Genomic DNA, 26,871 nt, shown 5'->3' with positions numbered 1-26,871 from the left:
AGCTGTCAATCGCTCGTCGGACGGCGGTTTCAATGATAATATACAGCATGAATGTGGAAAGGAAGATTGGAAAGATCAACTATAAACAAGAATAGGACATTGTGCTTTTCTCTATCTCTTTCGATATTGTCTGTTTATTTCCCCTATTTCTTTTGTTTTTTCTATCAAAATTTTGTTGCTTTTATGGTAATATGATGGAGATGACAATGATTTGATCTGAGTGAGGGGGATGGGCATTGAAAACACGGAAGAAATACTCAGCGGCGAGCGTGGTGTTGGCGTTGGGGCTGCTTGCTCCGGTTGTGTTGCCGACAGCAGCGGGCGCGGAAAACCGAGATGTCGTCAAGCTACGCATTTTAGAGACGACGGATGTACATATGAATCTCGTCAACTACGATTATTTCAAAGACAGTCCGACGAATGAGTTCGGGTTGTCGAAAACGGCGCGTTTGATCGAGCTGGCGCGCGCTGAGCAGCCGAATACGCTTCTGTTTGACAACGGGGATTTGATTCAAGGAACTCCGCTTGGCGACTATGTGGCCAAAGTGAAGCCGCTGCAAGACGGAGAAGTGCATCCGGCGGTGAAGTTGCTGCACTTGTTGAAGTACGATGCGGCAACGGTTGGGAACCATGAGTTCAACTACGGCTTGGATTTCCTCAATGAAGTGTATGACGATGCCAAGCTGCCGATCGTGAATGCGAACGTGTACCGTGACGATCATGATCAAAATCCGGATAACGATGTCAACTATTTCACGCCGTATCAAATTTTAGAGAAAGAAGTCGTTGATGAAGACGGGGAGAAACATACGCTGAAGATCGGCGTCATCGGCTTTGTGCCGCCGCAAATTATGGATTGGGACAAAGCGAATTTGCAAGGGAAAGTGATTGCGAAAGACATTGTGCAGTCGGCGCAAAAGTATATTCCAAAAATGAAAGCGGAAGGGGCCGATTTGATCGTCGTGCTATCGCACTCGGGCATTGAGACAGGCGGAAACAGCCCGAACATGGAAAATGCATCGTATTATTTGACGCAAATTCCGGGGGTCGACGCCGTGTTGACCGGCCACCAGCATAAAAAATTCCCGGCCCTTCCAGGCACGACACCAGATTTTCCGGACGGAAACGGAATCAACAATGAAACCGGAACGATTAACGGTGTTCCAGTGACGATGCCGGGTTCATGGGGCGATACGCTCGGCGTGATCGACTTGACGGTCGAGCAAGTCGACGGAAAATGGAAAGTGACGCAAGCGAAAGCCCAACTCCGTCCAGTGTATGACAAGGCGACGAAAACGCCGCTTGTCGACAGCGACCCGGCTGTTGAGCAGGCGATCCAGGCGGAACATGAAGCGACGATTCAGTACGTCCGCAGCCCGGTTGGGAAAACGACGAGCCCGATCAACAGTTATTTTGCACTCATAAAAGACGATCCGTCGGTGCAAATCGTCACGAACGCGCAAAAATGGTATGTCGAAAAGATGTTGAAAGGGACGAAATATGAAGGCCTTCCGGTGCTGTCGGCCGGCGCTCCGTTCAAAGCAGGCGGACGCGGCGGGGCGAGCTATTATACCGACATCCCGGCAGGGGAAATCGCCATTAAAAACGTCGCCGATTTGTACTTGTATCCGAACACGGTGTATGCGCTGAAAATTACGGGAGCCGAGTTGAAAGAATGGCTTGAGTGGTCGGCGGGGCAATTCAACCAAATTGACCCGAACAAGACAGACGTTCAGCCGCTCGTCAACAATGACTTCCCAACGTACAACTTCGATATTATTGACGGCGTAACGTATGAAATCGATGTGACCGAACCGGCGAAATACGACAAAAACCAAAATGTGATCCATCCGAACGCGAACCGGATTAAAAACTTGAAATTCGAAGGCAAGCCAGTGACGCCGAACATGGAATTTATCGTCGCAACGAACAACTATCGGGCGACGACGAACCGGATCATCAATCCGGGCGGGAAAAACACGATTTTGGCCGCGCCGGATGAAAACCGGCAAGTGATCATCGATTACATTCGGGAAAACGGAACGATCAACCCGTCGGCGGATGGCAACTGGCAGTTTGCGCCGGTGAAAGGAAAAGCACCGGTGACGGTTTCCTTTGAATCGTCGCCGGAAGCACAAAAACACTTGCCTCAAGACGGCAGCATCCGCTATGTCACCGCCTTGCCGAGCGGATTTGCCCAATATGAATTTGCCTTGCCGCTTTGGAAGGAAGAAAAGCCCAACCCGCCAAAGCAGCCAGAGAAGCCAACCATTCCTCCAGGCCAAGCGAAAAAAGTCTACTGGGATGGCGTGGAGCTGAAAAAAGGGCAAATCGGCCGCTTGACGGTGCAAAAGCCGATCAATCTATGGAAACGGACGAAGGATGGGCGCCTTGTGTTCGTCCGCGTCCTAAAGCCAGGGGAAGTGTACCGCGTCTATGGGTATGACGCGCGCTTCGGCGGGCAGTACGCGGTCGGCGGCGGGTATTACGTGACAAACATCAATGCCTATATCCTCTACGAAACTCCATCGAAGGAAAAGTTGAAGCAAGTAAATGGATGGTAACATAAAACACTGCCTTGCCCGCTATGAATGGCGGCGCAAGGCAGTGTTTTTTGTCTCAATGATAGAGCGGCATGTCTTCACAACGCGATCGCAGGCATCAAGGCCATGCCGCCAACCGTGTTTCGGTCCAACGGACGAATTCACCAGTCCACGGTCCGGTTGTGATCGGCCAAGCGATGGTAGAGACGGTCGTTTTTCTAGGAACCCAAACCGAAACCGAACCGCCATTGACTTTGAATTCTCCCCATCCATCACTGTTGATGGTGACGGTGTCACTCCGGTTGCCGGTAAGGTCATAGAACACTTTTCCGGCGTGTTGTTTGCCAACGTACATCCATTTGCTTCCTCCCGGCCCATCGGTGATCAGTGCGGCCAGTCCGGATCCCGGTTTTTCGGTGACGCCTTCCCTTGTCCATCCGATGATATCAGCATGGTCAAGATAATCATGTTGTGTACCGTAAGCATAATCCCTGCGCGCGATGAGGAGCGCATCGATTTTGCTTTTCAGCGAAGGAATGTTATATTGTGGAATGCCATAATAGTCACCGTAAAAGACGCACGGATATCCTTCCTGCCGAGTTAGAATAAAGGCGTAAGCCAACGGTTTGAACCATGGATCCACCCATGATTGCAGCGCCTGACCAGGTTCGGTGTCATGATTATCGACGAAGGTGACGGCCAATGTCGGTTGATCTTTCATGAGAGTATTGGTTATTAACGTACGCATATCAAATGCGCCGCCTGATTTGGAGGCGGTATAAAATTTATTGTGCAACGGGGCATCGAATAAAGACATCGTTCCGTTTGTTTTGGTAATGTAATTGTGCAACTTGTTGATGTCATAGCTCCAATATTCGCCAACGGTAAATAGCGGCTTGCCAGTCTGCGAACGCACGTACGACAGCCAATCTGGGAAAAAGCTGAACTTGATATGCTTGACTGCGTCAAGTCGAAACCCATCAATGTTCGTTGTATTGACATACCATTTTCCCCAGTTTTTCAGCTCGGCAACGACTTCGGGATGATCCATATCCAGATCAGCATACATTAAGTAGTCATAGTTTCCATTTTCCGTATCGACTTCCCAATCCCATGCTTTACCGGTGCCGCGGAATTTGTAAATCCGATTCAGTTTTCGGCTTTCATCCCAATCGACGCCATCAAAATGATACCATCGCCAACGAAAGCTAGAATAGGTGTTTCCTCGGCCAGGGAAGTCAAACTTAGTCCATGCTTGGATGGAGTAAGTGCCTGAGATTTCTTGGTTGCGGTCGGATGGGTTGACTTCGACGGCATCCACCCATTCTGTGCCGTCGGCGCCGCCTTTATGGTCGAATACCACATCGGCATATACTTGCATTCCGGCGGTATGAGCGGCTTGAATGGCTTGAAGATACTGCGTTTTTGTCCCGTATTTTGTGCGGACGGTTCCTTTTTGGTTGAATTCGCCGAGATCATACAAATCGTATGCCCCGTACCCTACATCGCTTCGACTCGTTCCTTTGTAGGCGGGAGGGAGCCAGAGGGCAGTGATGCCAAGACTCGATAAGTTTTTTGCTTCGTTAGCGACTTTGGTCCATAGCGTGCCGTCATCGGGTAAGTACCATTCAAAATATTGCATCATGGTGCCGTTCAATGGTGCAGCTGCTTGGGCGGGTGATGTCGGGCGGCTGAAAAAGGAGACGGTAAGCAAAAATGCAATGATCCAAGCCATCCCTTTTCGTGTCAAAGGGTGAAGCGGTTTCATTTTTCCTTTCCTCCTTTTTTGATCATCATACGACTTGGCGACATCGCTTCTGGCAAAGAAGGGGAAACGATTGCACAAAAAGATGGATGGACGGGCGATGTCATCCAAGTGCACCTACATTATAGCCAATATTGTTAGCGCTTTCAATAATGAATATTCTGATGAACAAACTATAGTTACTGTTGTGAAAAAGGGATATTATCACATGCGAAAAAATATAGTTGAAATATTTTGCCTATTCTTATAATATGAGATATGAGAAAACGTTTTCTCTTCCTGTTAGTGCAAACGTTAGCATAAAAATCGGAAGGGGGAGAAGGAAATTGGAAAGGAAACTTGGCAAAAGAGAGGTGTCTCGATTTTGAAAGAACGACGGTTGATGAGGAGACGGGTGGGATGGCTTGTGGCGGCAGTGTGGTTGGTCTTTTCCCCATTCTATTCAGCTGCCGTTGCTTATGGAAACGGAGGGAAACTGTCAGCCGCTGGCATGGCTGCTTCGTCTGAGCGAACAATCACGCTTGTCGGCACGTTGCAAGATGAGTTGGGCCATACGAAGGAATGGGATCCGGCGGCATTGGCGACGAGGATGCATGATGAAGGGAATGGGCTTTATACATTCACCGGGACGCTGCCAGCCGGGACCTATGAGTACAAAATTGCGGTCAACGGCAGTTGGGATGAAAATTACGGCGCCGGTGGCCGCAATGGCGCAAATCTGGTGTTGAAACTGGATCGGCAAACGGACGTGACGTTTTACTATAATGATCGGACGCATGCGATCGCTGATTCGACATGGTATACGGCGATTGCGAAGGAGAAACAGCCGCGTCTTGTCGGGACGGTGCTGCCGGCCATCGGCTATGAGGGGGAGAACAACGGATGGACCCCAGGGACATCGACTGCGCTGTTGACCGATGATGATTTTGACTCGGTGTACACGTTTACGGCGCAGGTGCCGAAAGGATCGTATGAATATAAAATTGCCCTCGGGAACAATTGGAATGAGAGCTACCCACAAGAGAATGCACGCTTAAACGTTTTGGAAACGACGACCATTACATTCTTCTTCAATGCGAAAACAAAAGAGGTGTACACCGACTACAGCCCCAATGGCTCTGACGGTGTTGTTCAGAAAGACCGGTTAAAACACAATACATGGGATGCGCTGTACCGCCAGCCGTTTGGCGCGGTGAAAGCGGGAACGAAGGTGACGCTTCGTCTTGCGGCGAAAAAAGGCGATTTGACAAAAGCGGATGTGTATGTGAAAAATGCGACGACCGGAACCGCCAAAGTCTACACGATGGAAAAAGTCGGCGTGCTCGGGGATGATGAATATTGGGAGGCCGCGTTCACCCCTTCTGCGCCGGGGATATACGGTTATAAATTTATCGCTGTCGATGCCGGGATGAAGGCGGAATATGGCGAAGATGCGAAAGAAGGACAATGGGGGAGGGCGTTCGACAAAAATGCGGAGCTGTTTCAGCTGACCGTTTATGATCCGAATTACAAAACACCGGATTGGATGAAAGAAGCGGTTGTGTATCAAATTTTCCCGGATCGGTTCTTTAACGGCAACCCTTCAAATGACAACAGCAAGCAGCAGGCACGCGGGGTGCAGCCGATTGAGCATCGCGATTGGTCGGATTTGCCCGATAATCCGCGCCTGAAAGGGACGAGCGGCTACGAGGGCGACGGCGAATGGTCGAATGACTTTTTCGGCGGAGACATCGCCGGAATTGAACAAAAGTTGGATTATTTGCAGTCGCTTGGGGTGAACACGATTTACTTAAATCCGATCGCCAATGCGCCATCGAACCATAAATATGATGCGAGCAATTACAAAGAATTGGATCCGATGTTCGGTTCTCCGGAAGAATTCCAATCGTTTGTGCAGGCGCTTGCGAACCGGGGGATGCATCTCATCTTAGACGGGGTGTTCAACCACGTATCCGACGATTCGATTTACTTTGACCGCTATCACCGCTATCCGACCGTTGGCGCGTATGAATACTGGGAAGCGGTTTACGATTTGATGAATGAAAAAGGAGTGAGCGAGGAGGAAGCGCGGAAACAAGCGGAAGAGAAGTTCAAACAAGAGGGGCAGACGTTCAGTCCGTATGGGTTTCACCTTTGGTTCAATATTGAAAACGAAAAAGTCGATGGCCATTATAAATACCAATCATGGTGGGGCTATGACAGCCTGCCGGAGTTTAAGTCAGTGACGGGGGAGAAAGTGCCGCATCCGAGTGAATTGAACAACGATGCGCTCGCGAATTACATTTTCCGTGAATCGGATTCAGTGGCGAAAAGCTGGATTGCCCGCGGCGCCTCCGGCTGGCGGTTGGATGTGGCCAATGAGGTGGATCCGGCGTTTTGGCGCGAGTTTCGCCAAGAATTGCTTCAAGGGTCGTACGACCGCGGTCCGACGTTAAAAGAGGGGGAGCAGCCGCTCATTTTAGGGGAAATTTGGGATGACGCATCGAAATATTTTCTAGGCGACCAGTACGATTCTGTGATGAACTACCGGTTCCGCGGGGCGGTGCTTGACTTTTTGAAAAACGGAAATGCAGAAGAGGCGGACAAACGGCTGACGGCCATACGGGAAGACTACCCAAGTGAAGCGTTTTATGCGCTGATGAACTTAATTGGTTCGCATGACACGGCGCGGGCGGTCTTTCTGCTTGGGAACGGAACGGATTCATCCGAGCGGGCGGAGCTTGATCCGAATTATAATGAAGAACTTGGGAAAAAGCGGCTCAAGCTGGCGGCGATTTTTCAGATGGGATACCCGGGAGCGCCGACGATTTATTACGGCGATGAAGCGGGAGTAACAGGCTCAAAAGACCCGGACAACCGCCGCACGTATCCGTGGGGCAAAGAAGATCAAAATCTGTTGGCCCATTATCAGAAAGTGGGGCACATTCGCCAGCATCATCAATTGTTGTTGGCCCATGGCGACATCAAGACGGTGTATGCGCAAGGGGATGTATACGTATTTGCCCGCCAATACGGGCGTGAAGTGGCGCTCATTGCCGTCAACCGCGGCAATGAGGACAAGACGGTGGCGCTTGACGTCGCTTCGTTGCTTCCGAACGGCACCGTGCTGACGGATGAGTTGCATGATGGCGGGAAAGCCACGGTCGCTAGCGGAACGTTGACGGTCACGATTCCGGCCCTGGATGGACGGATGATGTTTGGAACGGTGACGGCGGAAATGCCGGCAGCAGTCAGAAATTTGCAGGCGAGCGCTTCGAATGGACGTGTGACGTTAACGTGGGAAGGGAATGCGCCGAAATACCGAATTTACGAGTCCACGTTAAAAGGGGCCGGTTATACGATGGTGCAAGAGACGGAAACACCTTCGGCCACGATCGGTTCGTTGACGAACGGAACAGCCTATTACTTTGCTGTTGCGGCGGTCGATGAAAACGGGAATGAATCACCGAAGGTTGAAACGAATCGCGTCGTTCCTCATTATCCGCTGACGAGCGACAATGTCCAGTTCGTGACAACGTTAAGCGACGCCACACTGGATTTGTCAAAACCGCAGCAAGTGGATGTCAATGTCAACATCGACAATGTGACAAGCAAAGGAGCAGCCGATGGGTTGCAAGCGGTGTTGCAAGTAAAAGGCCCCCATAACGAAACATGGAAAGAATACAGAGCGGCTTACCAAGGACAAGACGGCGACGCCAACGTGTTCCGAGCTGCCTTCACTCCGCTTGCCGCAGGGACGTATACGTATCGTTATGCGCTGACGACCAACCTCGGCGAGGAGTGGGTGTATACAGAAGAGAAGCAAGTGACGTTTGCGGCAGACAACAGCGACCAAATAGCGCCGGCGGAAGCCATCGAGTTGCGGCAACCTGCGGTTGAATCGGGACAAGTGAATTTATCATGGACGTTTATTGGGAAAAAAGATGGGGATGCTTATTTGTTAGCCATCGACCGCAACGGTGATATCGTGCATACAACCACTTCGATCGGCGATTCATTTACAGACTACGATGTCGAAAACGGCACCGAGTACACGTATGTTGTCAAGTTGTATGACCGCGCCGGCAATGTTGTGGCGTCGAACACGGTCAAGGTGACGCCGGACATTGTGATGGTGAAAGTCATTTTTAAAGTGAGAGCGCCGGATTACACACCGTTGGATGCCCGAATTACGATTCCGAACAGCTTGAACGGCTGGAACACAGGAGCGTGGGAGATGTCGCGCAACGGTGCGGTGACGCCCGATTGGCAATTTACCGTCGAGGTGCAGGAAGGGGAAACGATCACCTATAAGTATGTGAAAGGCGGATCGTGGGATCAGGAAGGGCTCGCTGACCATACGCGTGACGATGTTGGCGATGATGACGTGAGCTACTACGGCTACGGATCGATTGGCACCGATTTGAAAGTGACGGTCCACAATGAAGGAAACAATACGATGGTTGTGCAAGACCGTATTTTGCGCTGGATCGATATGCCGGTCGTCATCGAAGAGGTACAAAAACAAGGGAGTCAAGTGACGATCAAGGGCAATGCCATTAAAAACGGTGTTTTGACGATCAATGGCGAGCGGGTGCCGATTGATGGCCGGATGGCATTCTCGTACACGTTTGCGCCGGCCAACCATCAAAAAGAAGTGTCGATCCATATCGAACCATCGGCCGAAAGCAAAACAGCCATTTTCAACAACGACGGCGGAGCGATTGCGAAAAACACGAAAGATTACGTGCTGAATTTAGAAACGAAGCAATTGCGCGAAGGGACGTTGACAACGCCGCCAAGCAACGGCGATTCTCCAGGAAGCGGTTGGCCGGGCAGCGAAACGCCGTCCCATGACGGAGGGACAACACCAGGCAACGGCACCTCTCCGGGTAGCGGCGGTCCATCGGATGGCACATCCCCTGGGGGGAGCGTTCCGCCGGGCGGCACAGCTCCGCCGGGAAACGGAGCACCTCCATCAGCATCGCCGCAAAAACCGTCTCCATCGAAACCAAAAGAGAAACCGAAAAAGCCAACCACTCCTCCAGGCCAAGCGAAAAAAGTCTACTGGGATGGCGTGGAGCTGAAAAAAGGGCAAATCGGCCGCTTGACGGTGCAAAAGCCGATCAATCTATGGAAACGGACGAAGGATGGGCGGCTTGTGTTCGTCCGCGTCCTAAAGCCAGGGGAAGTGTACCGCGTCTATGGGTATGACGCGCGCTTCGGCGGGCAGTACGCGGTCGGCGGCGGGTATTACGTGACAGACATCGACACGCACATCCGCTACGAAACGCCGTCAAAGGAGAAGTTGAAGTTGGTGAATGGGGAGTAAACAAGAAAGCGAGGCTGTCCGAATAAATGGGGCAGCCTCGCTTTTGGCATGTTTATCATTCCGAACCGAGAAGCCCTCACTTATACGCCTGAGCATAAGTGGGGGATGAATCGCTGTCTTCGCAAGACAGCCCAGCCGTGGGACGCACGGGGATGGCTTGGTTCATAGCCTGCCGCGGGGGTTCCCAAGAATCTCCCCCTCTAAGCGCATGGGGAGAGCGTTCAAGTTAGGTGGTAATTAATGAAGGTGTTATGATGTTCACAGTTCAAATCATTTGACGGAGTAATAGTCAGTGGCAGTGACGTCGCTGCTATAGCCATAGACATTGCGGTTGACCAAGGTGTTTTCTGCAAAGAAAAAATACAGAGTTTTGCAAGGAAAAGTGCAGAGAATGACAACTTGACATGGAGCCTCTGGGGGCGTGATTAAAAAGCCAGGAAGCCAGCAATATCAAGGGCTGGCTATGCCTAAAAAGGCTATCACGCCCCCCACTCCATGTCAAGTTGGCCTAAGCCAAATTCTCTGCAGATCTCTGCATTTTTATTTTGCAATAAACACCAAGGACAATGTATGGAGTACAGTCAGTATGATATGGAGCCTCCATAGGCATTATTTTGCTCGAATGACGATATATGAAGATATTTCGAGAGGCAACCACTCCCTCCATGATTAACACGATGTCTTTCCGGGAGTGGATCATGTTTTCATGAGCCAAATGGTTCAATATGATATGTGAAAATAACGGCGGGAATTTTACTTATTGTCGGCATATAATAATAAGTGAATGCATTAAGGTGAAAAAAGAGGGATATTTGTGAATAATCGAGAATAAGTATATTAAACGTTTGCAATGAATGATAAATGCCGACGTTTAGGTGAAAAGAGTGGTGATAATGAATGAATAAAGAAGTAAGCAAGATAATAAAAGATATTTTTGTGCGTCAAAAAGGATTTGCGAAGACAGAAGACTTAACCAGAGAAGGAGTGAGCAAATATTATATTCGAAAGTTCGAGCAAAATGGAGAAATCATTAGGATAAAACGTGGGCTGTACCGTTATGCTGAATTTGAAAATAACCAAAATGAAGAAATGGTTGAAGTATCAAAAGTGATCCCGAATGGTGTTCTTTGTCTTTTGTCGGCATTGTCTTTTTATGAGTTAACAACTTATAACCCGTGGGAGTACCAAATTGCTATTGAAAGAAAATCAAGGAAACCCAGTTTACCTGATTATCCACCAATTAAAATTTTCTATTTTTCAAAAAAACAGTTTGAATATGGAATTGAAGAAGTGGAAGTAGGCGGCCATAAAGTAAGCATTTATAATCGTGAAAAAACGATTTGCGACATTATTCGATACAGAGAAAAAATAGGAATCGATTTAATGAAAGAAGGTTTGCGAAATTATTTACAAAGTCCTGAAAAAAACATAAATAAATTGGTGGAATGTGCTGAGAAAATGCGCATCAAGACCGTTTTATTAAAATACTTAGAGGTGCTTTTATAATGGGAAATGTTAAAAATATACCTGCTTCAGTTGGAGAAAGACTAAAGAATATTGCCAAACAAAGCGGCAAAACCTTTGATTTTATTTTATTGTTGTATTTTCAAGAAAGGTTGCTATATCGCCTTTCCATTTCTAATTATCGGGATAAATTTGTTCTAAAAGGCGGGCTCTTTTTATTTTCCTTAACACAATTTAAATCTAGACCAACAAAAGATATTGACTTTTTAGCCAAACAAATTTCGAATGATATACAATATATTAAGGCTGCGTTTGAGTCAATTTGTGCTTTAACCGTTGAAGAAGATGGAGTCGAATTTGATGTAAACGGCATTACGGCTGAACGAATTAAAGAGGGTGCTGATTATGAAGGGATTCGTATTAAAATTCTGGCATCACTTGGCAAAATAAAAAAGCAATTGCAACTGGATATTGGGTTTGGTGATGTCGTGATTCCAAAACCACAAGAGATGCAGTATCCTACTTTATTAAATATGAAGCCCCCGGAAATTCGAGTCTACTCAACTTATTCAGTAATAGCTGAAAAGTTTGAGGCGATGATCTCACTATCTGTTGTCAACAGTAGAATGAAGGATTTTTATGATGTTTTCACGCTTTTATCAACCGAGAATTTTGATGGACGTGTTTTATGGGAAGCAATATTTGAAACCTTTCAAAGACGTGGAACGAATTTAGAAAAAGAACATCCTGTGTTTTCACCTTCTTTTGCAGAAGATGAAAGCCGAAACAAACAATGGAAGGCATTTTTGCAAAGAACGGGTATAAAAGAAGATCTACAGTTTCCCTTCGTCATGGAGAAAATTCGGGATTTTCTTTTGCCTGTATATGACTCAATTTTAAAAGAAAATGAATATTGGAAAATGTGGAATAGCCGGACTCTTAAATGGGAGTGATAAGAAGACAACAGCTCCAAAATTAGAAAAGCATAGGGTAGACGAAATGAATTGCACAGCAATGTCTGAGAGCCTGATAAAAACTAGATAACTGTAGATGAGTATTTTTCATTACAATAATTGCCATGAAATCTGCATACTTCAGATAGGGAGTCCAACCCGCCAAAGCAGCCAGAGAAGCCAACCATTCCTCCAGGCCAGGCGAAAAAAGTCTACTGGGATGGCGTGGAGCTGAAAAAAGGGCAAATCGGCCGCTTGACGGTGCAAAAGCCGATCAATCTATGGAAACGGACGAAGGATGGGCGCCTTGTGTTCGTCCGCGTCCTAAAGCCAGGGGAAGTGTACCGCGTCTATGGGTATGACGCGCGCTTCGGCGGGCAGTACGCGGTCGGCGGCGGGTATTACGTGACAGACATCGACACGCACATCCGCTACGAAACGCCGTCAAAGGAGAAGTTGAAGCTGGTGAATGGGGAGTAAACAAGAAAGGGAGGCTGTCCGATTCATTCGGACAGCCTCCCTCAGCTTGTCGACAAAGTCGACAAGCTGTTTTAATATATAGGTATAAGGGTATCTTGAAGGAGTGGAATAAGATGCTTCAACGTTACCAAGAAGATCGGAGACATATCGAAACAACGGTAAAAATTGATGATCTTGTTCCTGAAGACCACCTTGTTCGTAAACTAGAAAAAGCCATTGACTTCTCCTTTATCTACGATATGGTCAAGGATTTGTATTCTCCTAACCATGGACGACCAAGTCTTGATCCCGTTGTGCTGTTCAAAATGTATTTGATTCGTTACATCTTTGGGATTCGTTCGATGCGTGAAACCGTAGAACAGATTCGAACAAATGTGGCTTATCGTTGGTTTTTGGGATTGAGTCTGCATGATCCTGTGCCCCATCATTCGACACCAAGTAAAAACTACACGCGACGTTTTGCGGGAACCGATGTTTTTCAAAAGATTTTTTCAAGAATCTTGGAAGAAGCCTTTCAACACGGGCTTGTGGATCCAAGTGTCGTATTTGTCGATTCTACTCATGTGAAGGCGAGTGCGAACAAAAGAAAATTCACAACAGAAATGGCAGAAGTGGAAGCGAAAGCTTATCAAGATGAATTAGAAAAAGAAATTGAGCGAGATCGCATCGCTCATGGGAAATCCCCACTACCGCCAGAAAATGATAAAAAAAAACGAGAAATCAAAGTCAGTAAAACAGATCCAGACAGTGGGATGTTTGTGAAAAATGAACGTGAACGGGTATTTGCTTACTCTTATCACACCGCTTGTGACCGACATGGTTGGATATTACACACGTATGTCACTGCCGCCAATGTTCATGATAGCCAAGCGTTTTTTGAACTGTTTGAGCGAGTGAAGCAAGAAATCAAAGGATGCCCAACAGATGTGTGCATCGATGCCGGATATAAAACGCCAGCGATTGCGAAATACCTATTAGAACAAGAGATCCATCCGATTTGGCCATATACTCGTCCAAAGACGAAAGATGGGTTCTTCCGAAAATCTGAATTTGCATATGACGAACATTTTGACTGTTACCTTTGTCCCAATCACCAAGTGTTATCTTATTCAACAACGAATCGGGAAGGCTATCGGGAGTATAAATCAGATCCATCCATCTGTCAGGGATGTCCATCCCTTCAAAAGTGTACAGCAAGCAAAAATCATACGAAAGTCGTGACACGCCATGTTTGGCAAGAGTATTACGAAGAAGCCGAACATTTACGATATGTACCAGAACATCGCGAGTTGTATGAATTAAGGAAACAGACGATTGAACGGAATTTTGCAGATTTAAAAGAGAAGCATGGTCTGCGCTGGACGAATTACCGAGGATTGGAAAGAAACCAGATGCAGGCGATGCTTGTTTGTGCTGCCATGAATTTAAAGAAATTGGCGAACTACTTGTGGAGAAAGGGCCTCTCCTTTCTGTATGTATTCGAGTATGCATCTATTTTGGTTCGTTCATCAAGAAAAACAACCTTAAAAATGGAACAAAATGGTTATAAGACAACTGTCTTATAACCATTTTGTCAACAGTCTGAGGGAGGCTGTCCGATTCATTCGGACAGCCTCCCTTTTTGCATGTTATTGTTCACTAGTGACCGTGACAGCCAACCCGTCTGCATCGTAGGAAAGAGCGATCACAAGGCCGTCATGGTGAAAGGCGAGTGCAGGCGGGTAGCCTTGTCCAGAATCGGACTGTTCATACTGATTGCCGAATAGCGTGATGAGCTGTTGTTTCAGATTGTTATAAATAGCGGTGAGCTGATCTTTTGTATACTCCTGTCCAGCATCGAATGAGTAGCCGTAGAAGGCCAGCTTTCCGTTCTCAAATCCATAGACGAGCAGCGTATGATATCCGAAAAGAGAAGTAGAGTAGACCCAGGCTTGGCCGCCGTCTATCTTTTCTTGCAGGAGAAATTTCGCTGTTTCCAATTTCTTGACTTGAGAAGCGGACATGCCGAGTTTTACCCCACGGAACAGCTGTTCCATTTTGACTTGATTGAGTTTCGCTTTGGAAGGAGTTTCGTATTTTACCCGGGTATCGCGATCGACATAATATCCGCCGCCTAACCCTAACATGCCCGGTTTAAACGTGTAAATGCGGTAGACTCCACCGGCTTTTAACGTTTTTATGTAAACTTTCTTCTCTCCTTGTAACTTATAAAGCTCTGTGTCTTTTAAAACGGTCAACTTGCCGATCTGTCCCTCTACTAATTCCATGCCATTCCACCAAACTTTTGCTTGCGCATCGTGGGCGTGAAATGGTGACAGAAGGATTCCGGCGCTTAGCGCTGAAACTGTTAGGAATTTTTTCATGATCTTCATAAAGTATGCTCCTCTCTCACGAAAATGGAAGAATAATATGATCCATTTTAACCTATATTTCGCCCCTTAGCCAAGTGGGCGAGAAGCTTGTTTGACGAAATTTCGAAATTTGCACAACCAAAGCGGCCTCTTTTTCTTTGAAATCATTCTTTTTTCGTAACTATTCAGCCGTTACATAGAAAAAGTTTACAAGATCGGGTTTATTCTTGCTCCCCTTGTCTATACTAGTACCATCCAAGACAAGGGAGGTGAAAAGGATGGCAACCGTTGTTTTTGATTTCCAACAAGCCGTTTTTACACTCGAAAGCATGGTCGCAAAAATCGAGCGCCAAGCACAAACCATCGAAAAACTCATCAAAGAAAACGAACAATTAAGACAAGAAAACCAGCAACTTCGTCAAGAAAATCAAAAATTGAAAGCACGTATTGCAGAATTAGAAGCCCGTACGAAAAAAAAACAGCACCCATAGCCATTTGCCGCCGTCTTCTGACCGGTTTGTGGCGAAATCTCCTTCTCGCCAACCGTCGCAGAAACAGCCGGGAGGGCAGCCGGGGCACCGAGGAACGACGCTCCGCCAAGTACCAAACCCTGACCACCGAGTCCTTCACCGCGTGACCCAATGCAAAGGATGTGGTCACTCTCTAGAACATGTTGCTCCGCTTCAAGTAGACATTCGCCAAGTGTTCGACCTTCCCGTGGTTCGCATGGAAGTGACTCAACACGAACGGGAAGTAAAGGGGTGTCCGGAATGTCATCTCGTCCAGCAGGCGGAGTTCCCTTTTTATGTCACAAATCATGTCCAGTACGGTCCAGCCATCACTTCCCTTGTTTTATACTGGAATCATGCGCAGTTGATCCCGTACGAGCGTGTCACGGAGATGGTCAAAGCGTTAGTGAATCACTCAATGAGTGCAGGCACAGTCGTGAACATGACGAGACGGTGGCAGCCTGTGGTAGAAGCAGCGATCAAAGAGATCGACGCGGCGTTGCTCGCTTCCAAGACGTTGCACGTCGATGAAACAAGTTTGCGTGTGAACGGAAAGAACCAATGGGTGCACGTGGCTTCCACTGCCAAGGTCACCCGATACGGACTTCATCGCTCTCGTGGAAAGAAAGCGACGGACGACATCGGGATCTTGCCACGGTACAAAGGAACGATGGTACACGATGCGTATTCGGTGTACCCGATGTACACAGAGGCGAGCCATGCGCTTTGCCACGCCCATCATCTCCGGGAGCTTCGGGCATATACAGAACTTTACGGCCATTCATGGTCGAAAGAGATGACCGAAGCGCTGTTAGAGATGAAACAGGCGGTGGAGAACGCGGGCGGAGCTCTACCGGAAGAGGAAGTCCGGTATTGGGAAGCCGTGTACGACGAGCTTCTAGCGAATGGTCGCCGAGAACTCGAGGAGCGTTGCCGACAAGGCAAGCATGAAGGCGCCCGCAACGCGCAGAATTTCATCCAGCGTCTAGAAAAGCGTAAGCAAGAAGCGCTTCTCTTCCTGCGAAAGAAAGAAGTACCGTTTGACCACAACCAAGCCGAGCGCGATTTGCGGATGGTGAAAGTCAAACAAAAAATTTCCGGAACGTTTCGTCAGGAAGACGATGCCGAGGCTTTCTGTGTCATGCGCAGCGTCATTTCTACCCTGCAAAAACACGGAAAGCCGGTTTGGGAATCGTTGCAAAGACTTCTAAGTGGGGAGTCTCTCCAAACGATTCTCCATTCCTCCTAGGGCATTTTCGATACGGGAAATGCCCTATGGGTGCTGGATTCTAAAAATCTCGCTAGCATTGGGCTGAATGGATACCTTTTTTCTCTTTTCTTTTGATGGAAAGACATCTATGATGAAAGAAAAAGAGACAAAGAAAGGAGCGGGCGGAAGTGAGAAAATGGGTGCAGGCGGTGGCAATCAGAATGCTGTTGGCTGCGGCCGGATGGCTTTTGATGCCGAGTTCACCAATGGTCAAGGCGGAGGATTGCGGGGAGCTTGTCGGAACGGAAAAAGTGTGGTGGGACGGCGCTGAGCTGAAGCCCGGGCAAATCGGCCGACTGACGGTCATAGCGCCGACAGAGCTATGGTTGTCGAACAAAGCAGTGAAGATGTTGCCGCGCGGCGCGGTGTACCGCGTGTATGCGTTGCGCGGCGGCTATTTCGATGTCGGCGGAGGATATGCGATCAAGAACGATGCCCGCATCCGCTATGAAACGCCGTCAAAAGAGAAGTTGACCGCTGCTTTATGTGTGCAGCGGGCGAGGGCTCACCTGGCTGATGTCACGATGAACGGGGTGGCCATCGGCGACCCGCGCGTCAAGGTTGAAGCGATATACGGCAAGGCAAAGAGGAAGACGAAAAACGCCTACGGCTTATATTGGGGGACGTATGATCAAGGTGGTTACAAAAACTTTTTGATGGTGAGCTACGACCGCGATCGGGTGGCGGCGATTTACACGAACCAGCCGATCGTCCAAACGAAAAAAGGAACGGGCATCGGAACAGCGAAAACGGTGGTGGAAGCGCGCTACGGCCGGGCGCTTGCGGCGATTCAAAAAAAGGATGGCCTTTACAGCATCCAAAATGATGAGTACGATACGTATCTTGTCAATGGCCGCTATGTCACGTTCTTTTATGACCGGTATGACAACAATCGGGTCGATGGCGTGCTGGTGGTGAATCGTGCACTGGAAGATGAAAAACCTGGATTTTATGGAACGCCGACAGAGGAGCTGCGCACGGCCTATGAATATCAAATTTTTGATCTGGCGAATGCTGCGCGCCGCTTGCACCGACTTCCGGCGCTCGCGTGGGATGCGAAGGCAGCGGCGGCCGCCCGTCAACATAGCGAAGATATGGCGATCCATCACTACTTCTCTCATACGAACTTGCAAGGATTGTCGCCGTTTGACCGCCTGAAGCGCCATGGCATCGTTTATCGGGTGGCGGGGGAGAACATCGCCTACGGACAATACGATGCGATTTTTGTCCATGAAGCGTGGATGCACTCGCTTGGGCATCGGCAAAATCTTTTATACCCGGACTTTACCCGCCTTGGCGTCGGGGTGGCGTTCAATTCCTTTCATCAACCCTACTACTCTCAAGAGTTTTACACCCCGTAATGGCACGGTTTTTCATGTTTCAAGAACGTTCCGGCGCCGCCGGGCGTTTTTTTGCAGGCTCTTCACCACAACATGTACTTGACAAGCAATACGGTTTCCTGCACAAAGATATGCAAAACGTGCTGATTTTCCCTCACAAGCGTAAATAGGGTATGTTCAGAAAAAATCAAGTACAACTTTTGGTGAAGAGCCTTTTTGCAGAATAAATGGAAAATAATGCCCTTTTTGTAGAAGTTTTTCGTATAATAGAATCGATTGTAACAACAATGATAGAAAGAGAGGAAAAGAAGACCAGTGGGAAGAACGAAGAACATCATCCGCATCGGGGTCGGGGCTGTGTTGGCTACATGGACGGCGTTGCAAGCAACCGGAGCGGACGCCGGGGCGAACGTTGTCTACTGGGAAGGCATGCGCCTTGTGCAGGGGCAAATTGGAAAACTGGAGATCGTGAAACCTATTAATCTATGGAAACGGGAAAACGGGGCGCTGACGTTTGTCCGCGTGCTGCAGCCTGGAGAACAGTACCGGGTGTATTCGTATGATGAAGCGTTCGGGGGACAATACGGGGTCGGCGGCGGGTATTACGTCACGAACATGAAAGGGTACGTTTTGTACAAAACGCCCTCCAAAGAGAAGTTGAAGCTTGTCAATCCGGGTCGGTACGGAGCGAAGCAGCTGGCGGTCGGCACAGTGGTGAAGGAGTCGTCGACGCGCGTGGCGCCTGGGGTGGAAAAAGAAGAGATGGAAATTGTGGGAACACGCGGCAAGCAGCACGTGTACAAGCTTGACATTGACACGTCCAATGAGAAGCTGGCCATTGAGACGGCGCTGTCCAATGATCAAGTGCTTGGCATCGAGCCGGTGCTTGAGCAGGCAGAGCGGTACGACGGCCGCGACGGGACGGTGCTGGCGGCGGTGAACGGCGATTATTTCAAAGAGCATGGTTCACCGACCGATTTGATGGTGCATCGCGGGGAAATCGTGATGACGAATACGACGCCGGCGGTGGAACGGACGATTTTTGGGATCAGCGCTGATGGGAAGCCGATGATCGGAAACCCAGATGTCCAAATTCACGTTCGAATTGGACAAGGAAACGCATACCCCGTCGATGGCATCAACAAGCCGCGGCGCGCCCACCAGTTGATTTTGTACACCCCGTATTTCGCCGCTTCCACCAAAACGAATGCCCTTGGGATGGAAGTCGTGCTGACGAATGTGCAGGGGGTGCTGAACGGGAATGGAACGGTCACCGGAACGGTGAAGAAAGTGGTGGTTGGTCAAGGCAATGAATCGCTTCAACCCGGAGAACTCGTGTTGTCGGGCCATGGCCGGGCGAGCGACTATTTGCGGCAGGCGAAAGAAGGGGATGCAGTGGAAATTTCTCTTCAGTATGACCAGCCCGAATGGAGCGGGGTGAAAGAAGCGATTGGCGGCCGCTATCGGTTGGTGGCGAATGGGCAAGTGCAGTCGTTCGCCATTGCCGGAGCGCATCCCCGCACAGCGGTCGGCATTGACAAGAACGGAAACGTCATGCTCGTCGTTGTCGATGGCCGTCAACCTGCGCATAGCCAAGGAATGACATTGAACGAGATGGCCAAGCTGATGAATGAACTAGGCGCGGTTGATGCGATGACGCTCGATGGCGGGGGGTCTTCGACATTTGTCGTCCGCCAGCCGAACGGGCAGCTCAAAGTCGAAAACAAACCGTCTGATGGATTTGCGCGTCCGGTTTCGAATGCCCTTCTTGTTGTGTACAAAGAGACGCAAGAGAACGGGGAAAGCGAAGAAGTGCTTGACGACTTTGAAACGGAGTCAAAGTGGAATGCATCGGGTGTCAACTATGTGTCTGCGGCGGTCGAGCGGACGATGGAGAAGGTGAGAGAAGGAAAGCAGGCGCTGAAAATTTCATACGATTTCCGCGGGATGCCAGGGACATCCGGCGTCTACGCTAGTCGGGAGGAAGCGATTTGGATTTCGAAGCGGCCGCAAACGATCGGTATGTGGGTGTACGGCGACGGAAGCGGCCATTGGCTTCGCGCCCAGCTGCGGGATGGAAGCGGGCGCCGCATCTGGATCGATTTTGCCCGCCATGTCGATTGGACCGGTTGGAAATATGTGAGCGCCGCTGTGCCTGACGATGTCGCACTGCCGCTCATGCTGGAGGTGTCGGTGCGCTATATGGAAACGGAAGCGGGGCGGAAAAACGCCGGGGCGATTTACATCGACGACCTTCGCGCCATCTTCCGTTGATGCATTCGCCTTCCCTGCTTGCCTAGAAGGATGGTGATTGCTTATCGATAATCGAGAAAGTCCTTGCATGCTGCTTTTCTTTTGACCCAAGAGCAACAATTTCGAAGAAGCTTCTAGTTTTTCGCCGTCCTTCTAGGCATTTGCATTTCTCTGAAAAGTATTGTATATATTATAAAACGAGTGGATAGGCAAACCGCAAGGGAGGCAAAAGCTTGACGATGGACGAGCAAACGTTGTTGGAGCAGTTTCGGAAACATCCTCCGAAGCTGGTTGGAGGATATAAAAAACAAGGATGGGCGATCAAAGTGTTGGAGCGAATCGCCAATCCGGATGTGGAAGACGAAGGGGGCGGCCGGGTGACGGCCAAGGCGGTGCTGCGGGCGCAAGACGGCACGTACTATCCGGCTTTTTTGACGATTGATCTTAACGAAAAAGGAAAAGTGGTCGGCGTCTATTTCATTGCAGAAAATAAAGAGCAGTTCGATTTGATTCCGTTTGAATGGGCAAAAGAGTTTCTTGGCAAACCGGAACAGGAAGTCGTTCCGTTTCGTTACCGGACGCTAAGCAAAATTGACGGGGACAAGCAGCAAACCCATTGGCCGGACTTTAGTTGATCAAGGCTGACTCTGACAGTCAAAAAGGTGGCTGAAGAGTCGGCCTTATTTTATTCCTTGAAGGGTTTCAGTTCGATTTTTTTCAGAGCATATTTTCATTTTGTTTCTTTTCCAGTAAAATTGAAATACATATTTGATATTTTCATAGATAGCAGGTGAAAGTGTGAGGAGAAAACGGAGAAAAGCATTTTCAATCATCGGATGGCTGGCGGTGTTTTGTTTATCGTTTTCGCTGTTGGCCGTTCAGGCGGAAGCGGCCCCATTCCCGAATGTGGAGCGGCTTGAGCAGCACGCAGCCCAGCTTGAGCGGGCGATGAAAGCGGATCAATGGTCCAAGCCGTACCGTCTCTTGAATCAAGTCAAAAATGATTATGAGGCGGCGAAAAAAGAAGTGGCGCGCGTGCGCCATCAAACGGCAAGGGCGCAGCTGGAAAAACGGTTGGCCGCCGGAGAGCAGACGATCAAAAAAGCTTCCGCTTATATCAGCGCCGTAGAGAGCGGCGAGCGGCTGCGCGCCTTGACGGCCAACGTCGACCGGGCGTTGCGGACGGGGGATGTGGACGTCGTGTACGATTCTTATGCCCCGTTGCAATACCAAATCCGCAAAACAGCGATTCTCATCGGCCGCGTTCCGGGAGCAGCGCTGCGCGAAAAGATGGAAGGATGGTTTCAACGCCCGGCGCTTTCGGTGCAACAGCGCGCGTATGATCCGATCAACATCATGATCGCGATGGACAAGCTGCTTGACGCGTACGATGAAGGGGATATCGGGCGGGCGGAACGGTTGCTGTCGCTTTGCGACCGGTGGCTGCCAAAAGTGGCGGATGCGGCGACGCGCAAGCAGTTGGCGGTGTATATCGACGATTTTAAAGCCCCGGTTGTCTTAGATGTCGATATAGAATAAACCGGTGCATGTCGGGAGAGGAGAGACAAATATGAACGTGATTCAGCGATGGGCGGCGGCTCTTATGTTGCTTGCGGCTTCATTTTCGGTTTGGAGTCCGCCGGCGGAGGCGGCGACGGCTCCGGCGTCAACGAAGGTGCTTGAAGAGGTGCGGGAGCTTGTTCGGCAATATTACGTCGATCCGGTGAATGAAAGCGTACTGAAAGCGAGCACCCCGCAGGAGATCGTCAAGCAGCTTGATCCGTATTCGACTTATATGACGGCGGAAGAGTATAAAGAGTTTTTGGAATCGATCAATATGGAGTCTGTCGGCATCGGTGTGATGGTTAAGGAAGATGAGGACGGCGTCCACATCATGTCTGTCTTGGACAATGGGCCAGCCGCCCGCGCCGGACTGCAGGTGGGCGATGTGATTCAGGCTGTTGACGGGAAGCCGGTAACGAATGAGACAATGGAAAAAGTATTGAGTTTGATTGCAGGGGAAGAAGGAACGACGGTGGCAGTAACCATTTGGCGGCCGTCGACTGAGGAAATCGTCAGCGTCACCATCAAGCGGGAAAAAATCGACTGGCCGAACGTCGAGTTTAAGCGATTGGCGGGGAATGTCGGCTACATTCAGCTGTACAGTTTTGACGAAACAGCGGTCGCTGACATTGAACGCGCCATCCGCTCGTTAAGCGGAGTGAAAGGTTGGATTTTTGACCTCCGCGACAATCCGGGAGGATATGTCGAAACCGCTCAGCAAATCGCCGGCTTTTTCCCGAATGTGAAACAGGCGTTTCAGCTGCGCGACCGTTCGAATCGGCCGGAAGTGTACGCGGCTGTCAAACAGCCGGTGCAAATGGCAGGACCGATCCGGCTGCTTGTCAACGCGTCGAGCGCTAGCGCGTCGGAAATGCTGGCGGCGGCAGTGAAGGAGCAAAAGGCGGCCGTTTTGTATGGACAGCGGACGTTTGGCAAAGGGTCGATGCAGGAAATGTTTGAGCTGTCAGACGGCAGCATGTTGAAGTTGACCGTCGCCCACTTTTTCTCGCCAAAAGGGACGCCGATTCATAACGTTGGGGTGAAGCCGGATGTGCCGACGGTTGTCGGTAAAGAGCTGTACGCCGCTCACCGCGATTTCCTTATTGGTCAGCTGAAAGGGTATCAGTCGCTCGGCAAACTGCGCAATGCGCCGGTCGATAAGACGTTTGTCGTCCGCTTCTCTCGTCCGCTCGCCAATACCGCAGTAAGCGGAGTGAAATTGTATCAATTAGGCGGACAGGAAGTAGCGGTGACGGCGCAAATCCGCCGGGGGACGGAGCTGGTGATCAAACCGGCAGCGAAGCTGGCCAAAGGGCAGAGCTATTTATTGGTCATTCCGCCGTTGTTAAAAAGCAAAGACGGCGTGGCGATGAAAAAAGGTGCTTACATGGAGATTCAAACCGCTGCTTCTACGAAATAAGGCCTTCCCGTCGAGATGTGTTGGATAGCCGTCTGCTCTTGATGGTGCAAAGTTCGGCTGCTTCGCCTAAGGCTCGGCCGGCAGCGGGAGCGCGGCCGTTTTGAACGGAACGATGCAAAGAAAGCTGGCCTCCATCGGTCGTTTGGCGACCATGGGGGCCAGCTTTTTGTAGGTTACTCGTCGCTTGACGGCGTTTCTTGCTTTTCGCTCTGTGCCGGGGAGGATGGGATCGTCACCTTCCAGGACGTCCAATCCGGTTCTGCTTTGTGCAGCAATTCCGGTGGAAAGAGGAACGTCCATGGTTTGCTGGTGTGGGCTTTCACTTCCAGATGGCAGGGAAATAATCCGCGGGCGACCATGTCGCCAGTATGATCCCACACTTCAAGCGGGATTTGCTCAAAATGGATGTGTTTGTCGCTGCCGTTGCGAATGAGCAACGTGACGCCCAGTTCACCGGAAGGCAGCTGTTTCGCTTCAATGCCCATGAAGTTCACCTCGCCAGGAGCGGGAGGCGGAACCGAGTCGACGAGGGTTTGCAGCTGTTGGCGCTGCTCGGCCGAGAGCGCCTGCTCCCAGCTTTTTTCTAGATCAAGACGGTGCGCCGGCTTCAGTTCAAAGGCGATCTTCCAGTTTTCTGTCGGTAGCTGGTCGACGAGCTTGTCCTCGGCGGCGAACAAGAACCGCCACGGGCGGGCCGTCATCGGCGGCAGTTCACCAAAAGAACTCATATCAAACTCCTTGCGGGCAATGGCTGTGCCATCCTCGCCAAGCAGCAACAGGCGAACGCGTTCAAAGCGGACCGGCTTCGGCAGCGTGTTTCGCAATATGGCGACAGCGACAAATCCATCGTTGTATTCGATCAGCTTGATGCCGGAAATGGAAATTTGGTTTGGCTGAAGCGGCGGCAGCTGTTCGTGGTAAAAGCGATAGACGTACGTTTCTTCCGGAGACAGCTGCCAGTCTGGATGGAACGACAGCGTCGTCTTCGTCCCGGCCTCCGGCTGTTTCGGCTGTTCAGCGTGTAGCGCCGGCGGCTTGGCCTCTAGCTCTGTGCGTTGTTTTCGTCGGAAAATCATGGAGAACCTCCTTTACGGGGCGGCATGTTGCGCCGTGGTTACGTTTCGTTCGCCGCGGCGGCCGCTTCGTCATCGATGACAAACTGGCTTTTCAAATAGTTCATCGCTGTTGTGCAAATGTCGGCGTCGATCGCTTGTTGCAGCGCGACAAATTCGCGGTAGGCGTCCATTTCAAAGGCGCGGTACGGATCCTCTTGCCCGTAGCTGCGCAAATGAATCCCTTCTTTTAATAAATTCAGTTGATTTAAGTGGCGAATCCAATGGGCGTCAATCGTTTCGACCATCAAATGCCTAAGCCGCATCGTTTGCTCTTCGTCGCACGGAAGGTCGGCGAGCGCCGCTTTGAGCGATTCGTATTCGTCCGCAACGAGCTGGGCGATTTCTTCTTTTTGCTTATGGCGAAGATCATCGAGCGGATAGGTAAACTGGAAGAATGCACGGCCCAGCTCGTTGTGCAGCCCTTCGATGTTCCACTCTTCAAAAAAGATGTCCTCCGGACAATAACGGTCGATCGTTTGCGTCATATGGCGCTGGATGTGCTGAAGGAGCTCGGACAGCACGTCTTCATGCTTTAGCGCCAGAACGCGGTCGCGCATATGGTAGATGACTTTGCTTTGCTGGTCGATGACCGTGTCCAGTTTCAATAAATGCAGCCGCGCTGAATAATGGGCGTTTTCGATCGTCTTTTGCACCTTTTGGACGAACTTGATCGGGTCAGGCGACACGATGCGCCCGGTTTCATCCGTCTCGACTTTGCTTCGCCATTTTTTCAATTCGTCTTGATCATACAAACGGAATAAATCGTCGTCGAGCGAAATGATAAACTGGGAAGACCCAGGATCCCCTTGGCGTCCCGCCCGGCCGCGCAGCTGCATATCGATGCGATGGCTTTCATGGCGCTCTGTGCCGATGATGTGCAGCCCGCCAAGTTCCTTGACGCCTTCCCCAAGCAAAATGTCGGTCCCGCGCCCGGCCATATTGGTGGCGATCATCACTTGCCCTTTTTGCCCGGCGGTCGCGATGATGCGCGCTTCTTCTTCCTCTGTTTTGGCGTTGAGCAGATGGTGGGGAATGCCCGCTTTCGAAAGCTCTTCCGACAACCGTTCCGATTGGGCGATTGATGTTGTGCCGATGAGAACGGGGCGGCCGATGGCGTTCATTTTTTTGACTTCCTCAATCACTTTTTTCACTTTTGCCTCGTATGTGTCATAGACGAGGTCGTCCCAGTCAATGCGGCGGGACGGGCGGTTCGTCGGAATCGTAATGACGCGCAGCCGGTACGTTTGCCAAAATTCTTCTTTCGACGGCGTGGCGCTTCCCGTCATCCCGGCTAACTTCTCATACATGCGAAAATAGTTTTGGATTGTAATCGTCGCTTGGATGTCGTTTTCTTCGGTGATTTCCACGCCTTCTTTCGCTTCAATGGCTTGGTGCAGGCCGTCGCTGAACGAGCGTCCTTCCATCACCCGGCCGGTGAACGGGTCAACGATCATCACTTTGCCGTTTTTGACGATGTAATCGACATCCCGCTGCATGATAAACCAAGCGCGCAACGACTGCATCGCGTGATGGAGCAGCACGTGATGCTCCCAGTCGTATAGGTTGTCGATGCCAAACGCCCGTTCAATTTTTTGCGCTCCTTCTTCGGTGAGGAAAATTTGTTTCGTCTCTGGGGACCGTTCGTACTCTTTTCCTTCTTCGAAGGTGCGGACGATGCGCGCCATAATCGGGAACAATTCGGCTCCGATCCCCGATTTATTGGCGATGATGAGCGGCGTGCGCGCTTCGTCGATTAAAATGCTGTCGATTTCATCGATGATCGCGTAATACAGCGGGCGCTGCACTTTATCCTCAAGACGGTACACCATGTTGTCGCGCAAATAATCGAAGCCGAACTCCGTTCCGGTGCCGTACGTGATATCGGCCGCGTACGCTTCTTTTTTCTCGCTGGCCGTCATTTGCGACACATTGAGGCCGACGGTTAAGCCGAGAAAGCGGAACACACGACCCATTTGCTCGCAGTCCCGGCGCGCCAAATATTCGTTGGCCGTAATAATGTGGACGCCTTTCCCAAGGAGGGCGTGCAAATAGCTCGGCAAAGTGGCCGCTAACGTCTTTCCTTCCCCGGTCTGCATTTCGGCGATGTTTCCTTCATGCATCGCCAGTCCGCCCAACAGTTGCACGTCGTAATGGCGCAGACCAAGCACGCGCCGGGCTGCCTCTCGGACGACGGCAAACGCCTCGGTTTTTATGTCATCGAGCGTCTCGCCTCTTTCAAGCCGTTCTTTGAAGGCAACCGTTTTTTGGCGCAATTGTTCATCGCTCAGCGAAGATATGGTCGGTTCCTATTCATTGATTTGCGCCGCCAGCTTGGCAAGACGCTGCACTTCCCGCGCGCTTTCGTCAAATAGTTGCTTTACTTTTGCAAACATATGTCCATTCCTCTCCTAAGACAGGCATGATTCGCACCAAGTGCTCTAAAACCTAATTATAGCACAAGAAGTTTCCTGTGGAGAGAAGATGTAAAATGTGGAATCATCCATCGAATTGGCGCTCGGAGTTTCTCACGGCAA

13 protein-coding genes and 3 pseudogenes are annotated in these 26,871 nt (G+C 50.1%); 12 read left to right on the top strand and 4 right to left on the bottom strand.

Annotation, left to right across the window (positions count from 1 at the left end; translation table 11 throughout):
* Positions 1-236 precede the first annotated feature (236 nt).
* The gene (locus tag LG52_RS16090) at positions 237-2,564 is read left to right on the top strand and encodes a bifunctional 2',3'-cyclic-nucleotide 2'-phosphodiesterase/3'-nucleotidase (RefSeq protein WP_044732712.1); all 2,328 of its coding nucleotides are present in this window, start codon (positions 237-239) and stop codon (positions 2,562-2,564) included.
* A gap of 97 nt (positions 2,565-2,661) precedes the next feature.
* Here the strand turns inward: LG52_RS16090 and amyS are convergent, their stop codons facing one another.
* Positions 2,662-4,278: an alpha-amylase gene (gene amyS, locus LG52_RS16085; RefSeq protein ID WP_407059888.1), complete on the bottom strand. Its 1,617-nt coding sequence runs from the start codon at positions 4,276-4,278 to the stop codon at positions 2,662-2,664.
* Positions 4,279-4,633: 355 nt separating this feature from the next.
* Here amyS and LG52_RS16080 point away from each other — a divergent pair, with 355 nt between their 5' ends.
* The 5 genes and pseudogenes from LG52_RS16080 to LG52_RS16060 all read left to right on the top strand — a co-directional run bounded on the left by LG52_RS16080 (position 4,634) and on the right by LG52_RS16060 (position 14,081).
* Positions 4,634-9,619 (top strand): alpha-amylase family glycosyl hydrolase, encoded by a 4,986-nt coding sequence (locus LG52_RS16080; RefSeq protein WP_044732710.1) that lies wholly within the window; start codon positions 4,634-4,636, stop codon positions 9,617-9,619.
* An 897-nt stretch (positions 9,620-10,516) separates the two neighbouring features.
* Positions 10,517-11,125, top strand: coding sequence for a type IV toxin-antitoxin system AbiEi family antitoxin domain-containing protein (locus tag LG52_RS16075; protein WP_044732709.1), 609 nt, complete (start codon positions 10,517-10,519; stop codon positions 11,123-11,125).
* Entirely contained in the window at positions 11,125-12,036 is a 912-nt protein-coding gene (locus LG52_RS16070) for a nucleotidyl transferase AbiEii/AbiGii toxin family protein (protein ID WP_044732708.1), read from the top strand. Before LG52_RS16075 ends, LG52_RS16070 begins: the two co-directional genes overlap by 1 nt.
* Before the next feature lie 144 nt (positions 12,037-12,180).
* Positions 12,181-12,516 (top strand): annotated as a pseudogene (locus tag LG52_RS16065) (bifunctional 2',3'-cyclic-nucleotide 2'-phosphodiesterase/3'-nucleotidase); the annotation flags it as partial.
* A 113-nt stretch (positions 12,517-12,629) separates the two neighbouring features.
* A complete protein-coding gene (locus LG52_RS16060; RefSeq protein WP_231584414.1) occupies positions 12,630-14,081 on the top strand; it encodes an IS1182 family transposase in 1,452 nt (483 codons plus the stop codon).
* Between the two features lie 63 nt (positions 14,082-14,144).
* Here the strand turns inward: LG52_RS16060 and LG52_RS16055 are convergent, their stop codons facing one another.
* Positions 14,145-14,888 (bottom strand): hypothetical protein, encoded by a 744-nt coding sequence (locus tag LG52_RS16055; RefSeq protein WP_044732706.1) that lies wholly within the window; start codon positions 14,886-14,888, stop codon positions 14,145-14,147.
* Between the two features lie 257 nt (positions 14,889-15,145).
* Here LG52_RS16055 and tnpC point away from each other — a divergent pair.
* The 6 genes and pseudogenes from tnpC to LG52_RS16025 all read left to right on the top strand — a co-directional run bounded on the left by tnpC (position 15,146) and on the right by LG52_RS16025 (position 23,222).
* Positions 15,146-16,625: pseudogene (tnpC, locus tag LG52_RS16050) on the top strand (IS66 family transposase).
* Between the two features lie 149 nt (positions 16,626-16,774).
* Entirely contained in the window at positions 16,775-18,007 is a 1,233-nt protein-coding gene (locus LG52_RS16045; protein ID WP_044732705.1) for a CAP domain-containing protein, read from the top strand.
* A 294-nt stretch (positions 18,008-18,301) separates the two neighbouring features.
* The gene (locus LG52_RS16040) at positions 18,302-20,260 is read left to right on the top strand and encodes a phosphodiester glycosidase family protein (RefSeq protein ID WP_044732704.1); all 1,959 of its coding nucleotides are present in this window, start codon (positions 18,302-18,304) and stop codon (positions 20,258-20,260) included.
* Positions 20,261-20,472: 212 nt separating this feature from the next.
* Positions 20,473-20,874, top strand: coding sequence for a hypothetical protein (locus LG52_RS16035; protein WP_044732703.1), 402 nt, complete (start codon positions 20,473-20,475; stop codon positions 20,872-20,874).
* Between the two features lie 163 nt (positions 20,875-21,037).
* Positions 21,038-21,778 (top strand): hypothetical protein, encoded by a 741-nt coding sequence (locus LG52_RS16030; protein WP_044732702.1) that lies wholly within the window; start codon positions 21,038-21,040, stop codon positions 21,776-21,778.
* A gap of 31 nt (positions 21,779-21,809) precedes the next feature.
* Positions 21,810-23,222, top strand: coding sequence for a S41 family peptidase (locus LG52_RS16025; RefSeq protein ID WP_044732701.1), 1,413 nt, complete (start codon positions 21,810-21,812; stop codon positions 23,220-23,222).
* A gap of 173 nt (positions 23,223-23,395) precedes the next feature.
* On the opposite strand, the gene LG52_RS16020 is transcribed toward LG52_RS16025, so the two are convergent.
* Together LG52_RS16020 and secA2 are read right to left on the bottom strand one after the other, a co-directional pair.
* Positions 23,396-24,298: an accessory Sec system S-layer assembly protein gene (locus LG52_RS16020; RefSeq protein ID WP_044732700.1), complete on the bottom strand. Its 903-nt coding sequence runs from the start codon at positions 24,296-24,298 to the stop codon at positions 23,396-23,398.
* Positions 24,299-24,336: 38 nt separating this feature from the next.
* Positions 24,337-26,730, bottom strand: a pseudogene (secA2, locus tag LG52_RS16015) (accessory Sec system translocase SecA2).
* Positions 26,731-26,871: the final 141 nt, after the last annotated feature.

Origin of the sequence: Geobacillus kaustophilus (assembly GCF_000948285.1) — a bacterium.
Lineage (GTDB): Bacteria > Bacillota > Bacilli > Bacillales > Anoxybacillaceae > Geobacillus > Geobacillus thermoleovorans_A.
This window is presented reverse-complemented; position numbering and strand designations above follow the sequence as displayed.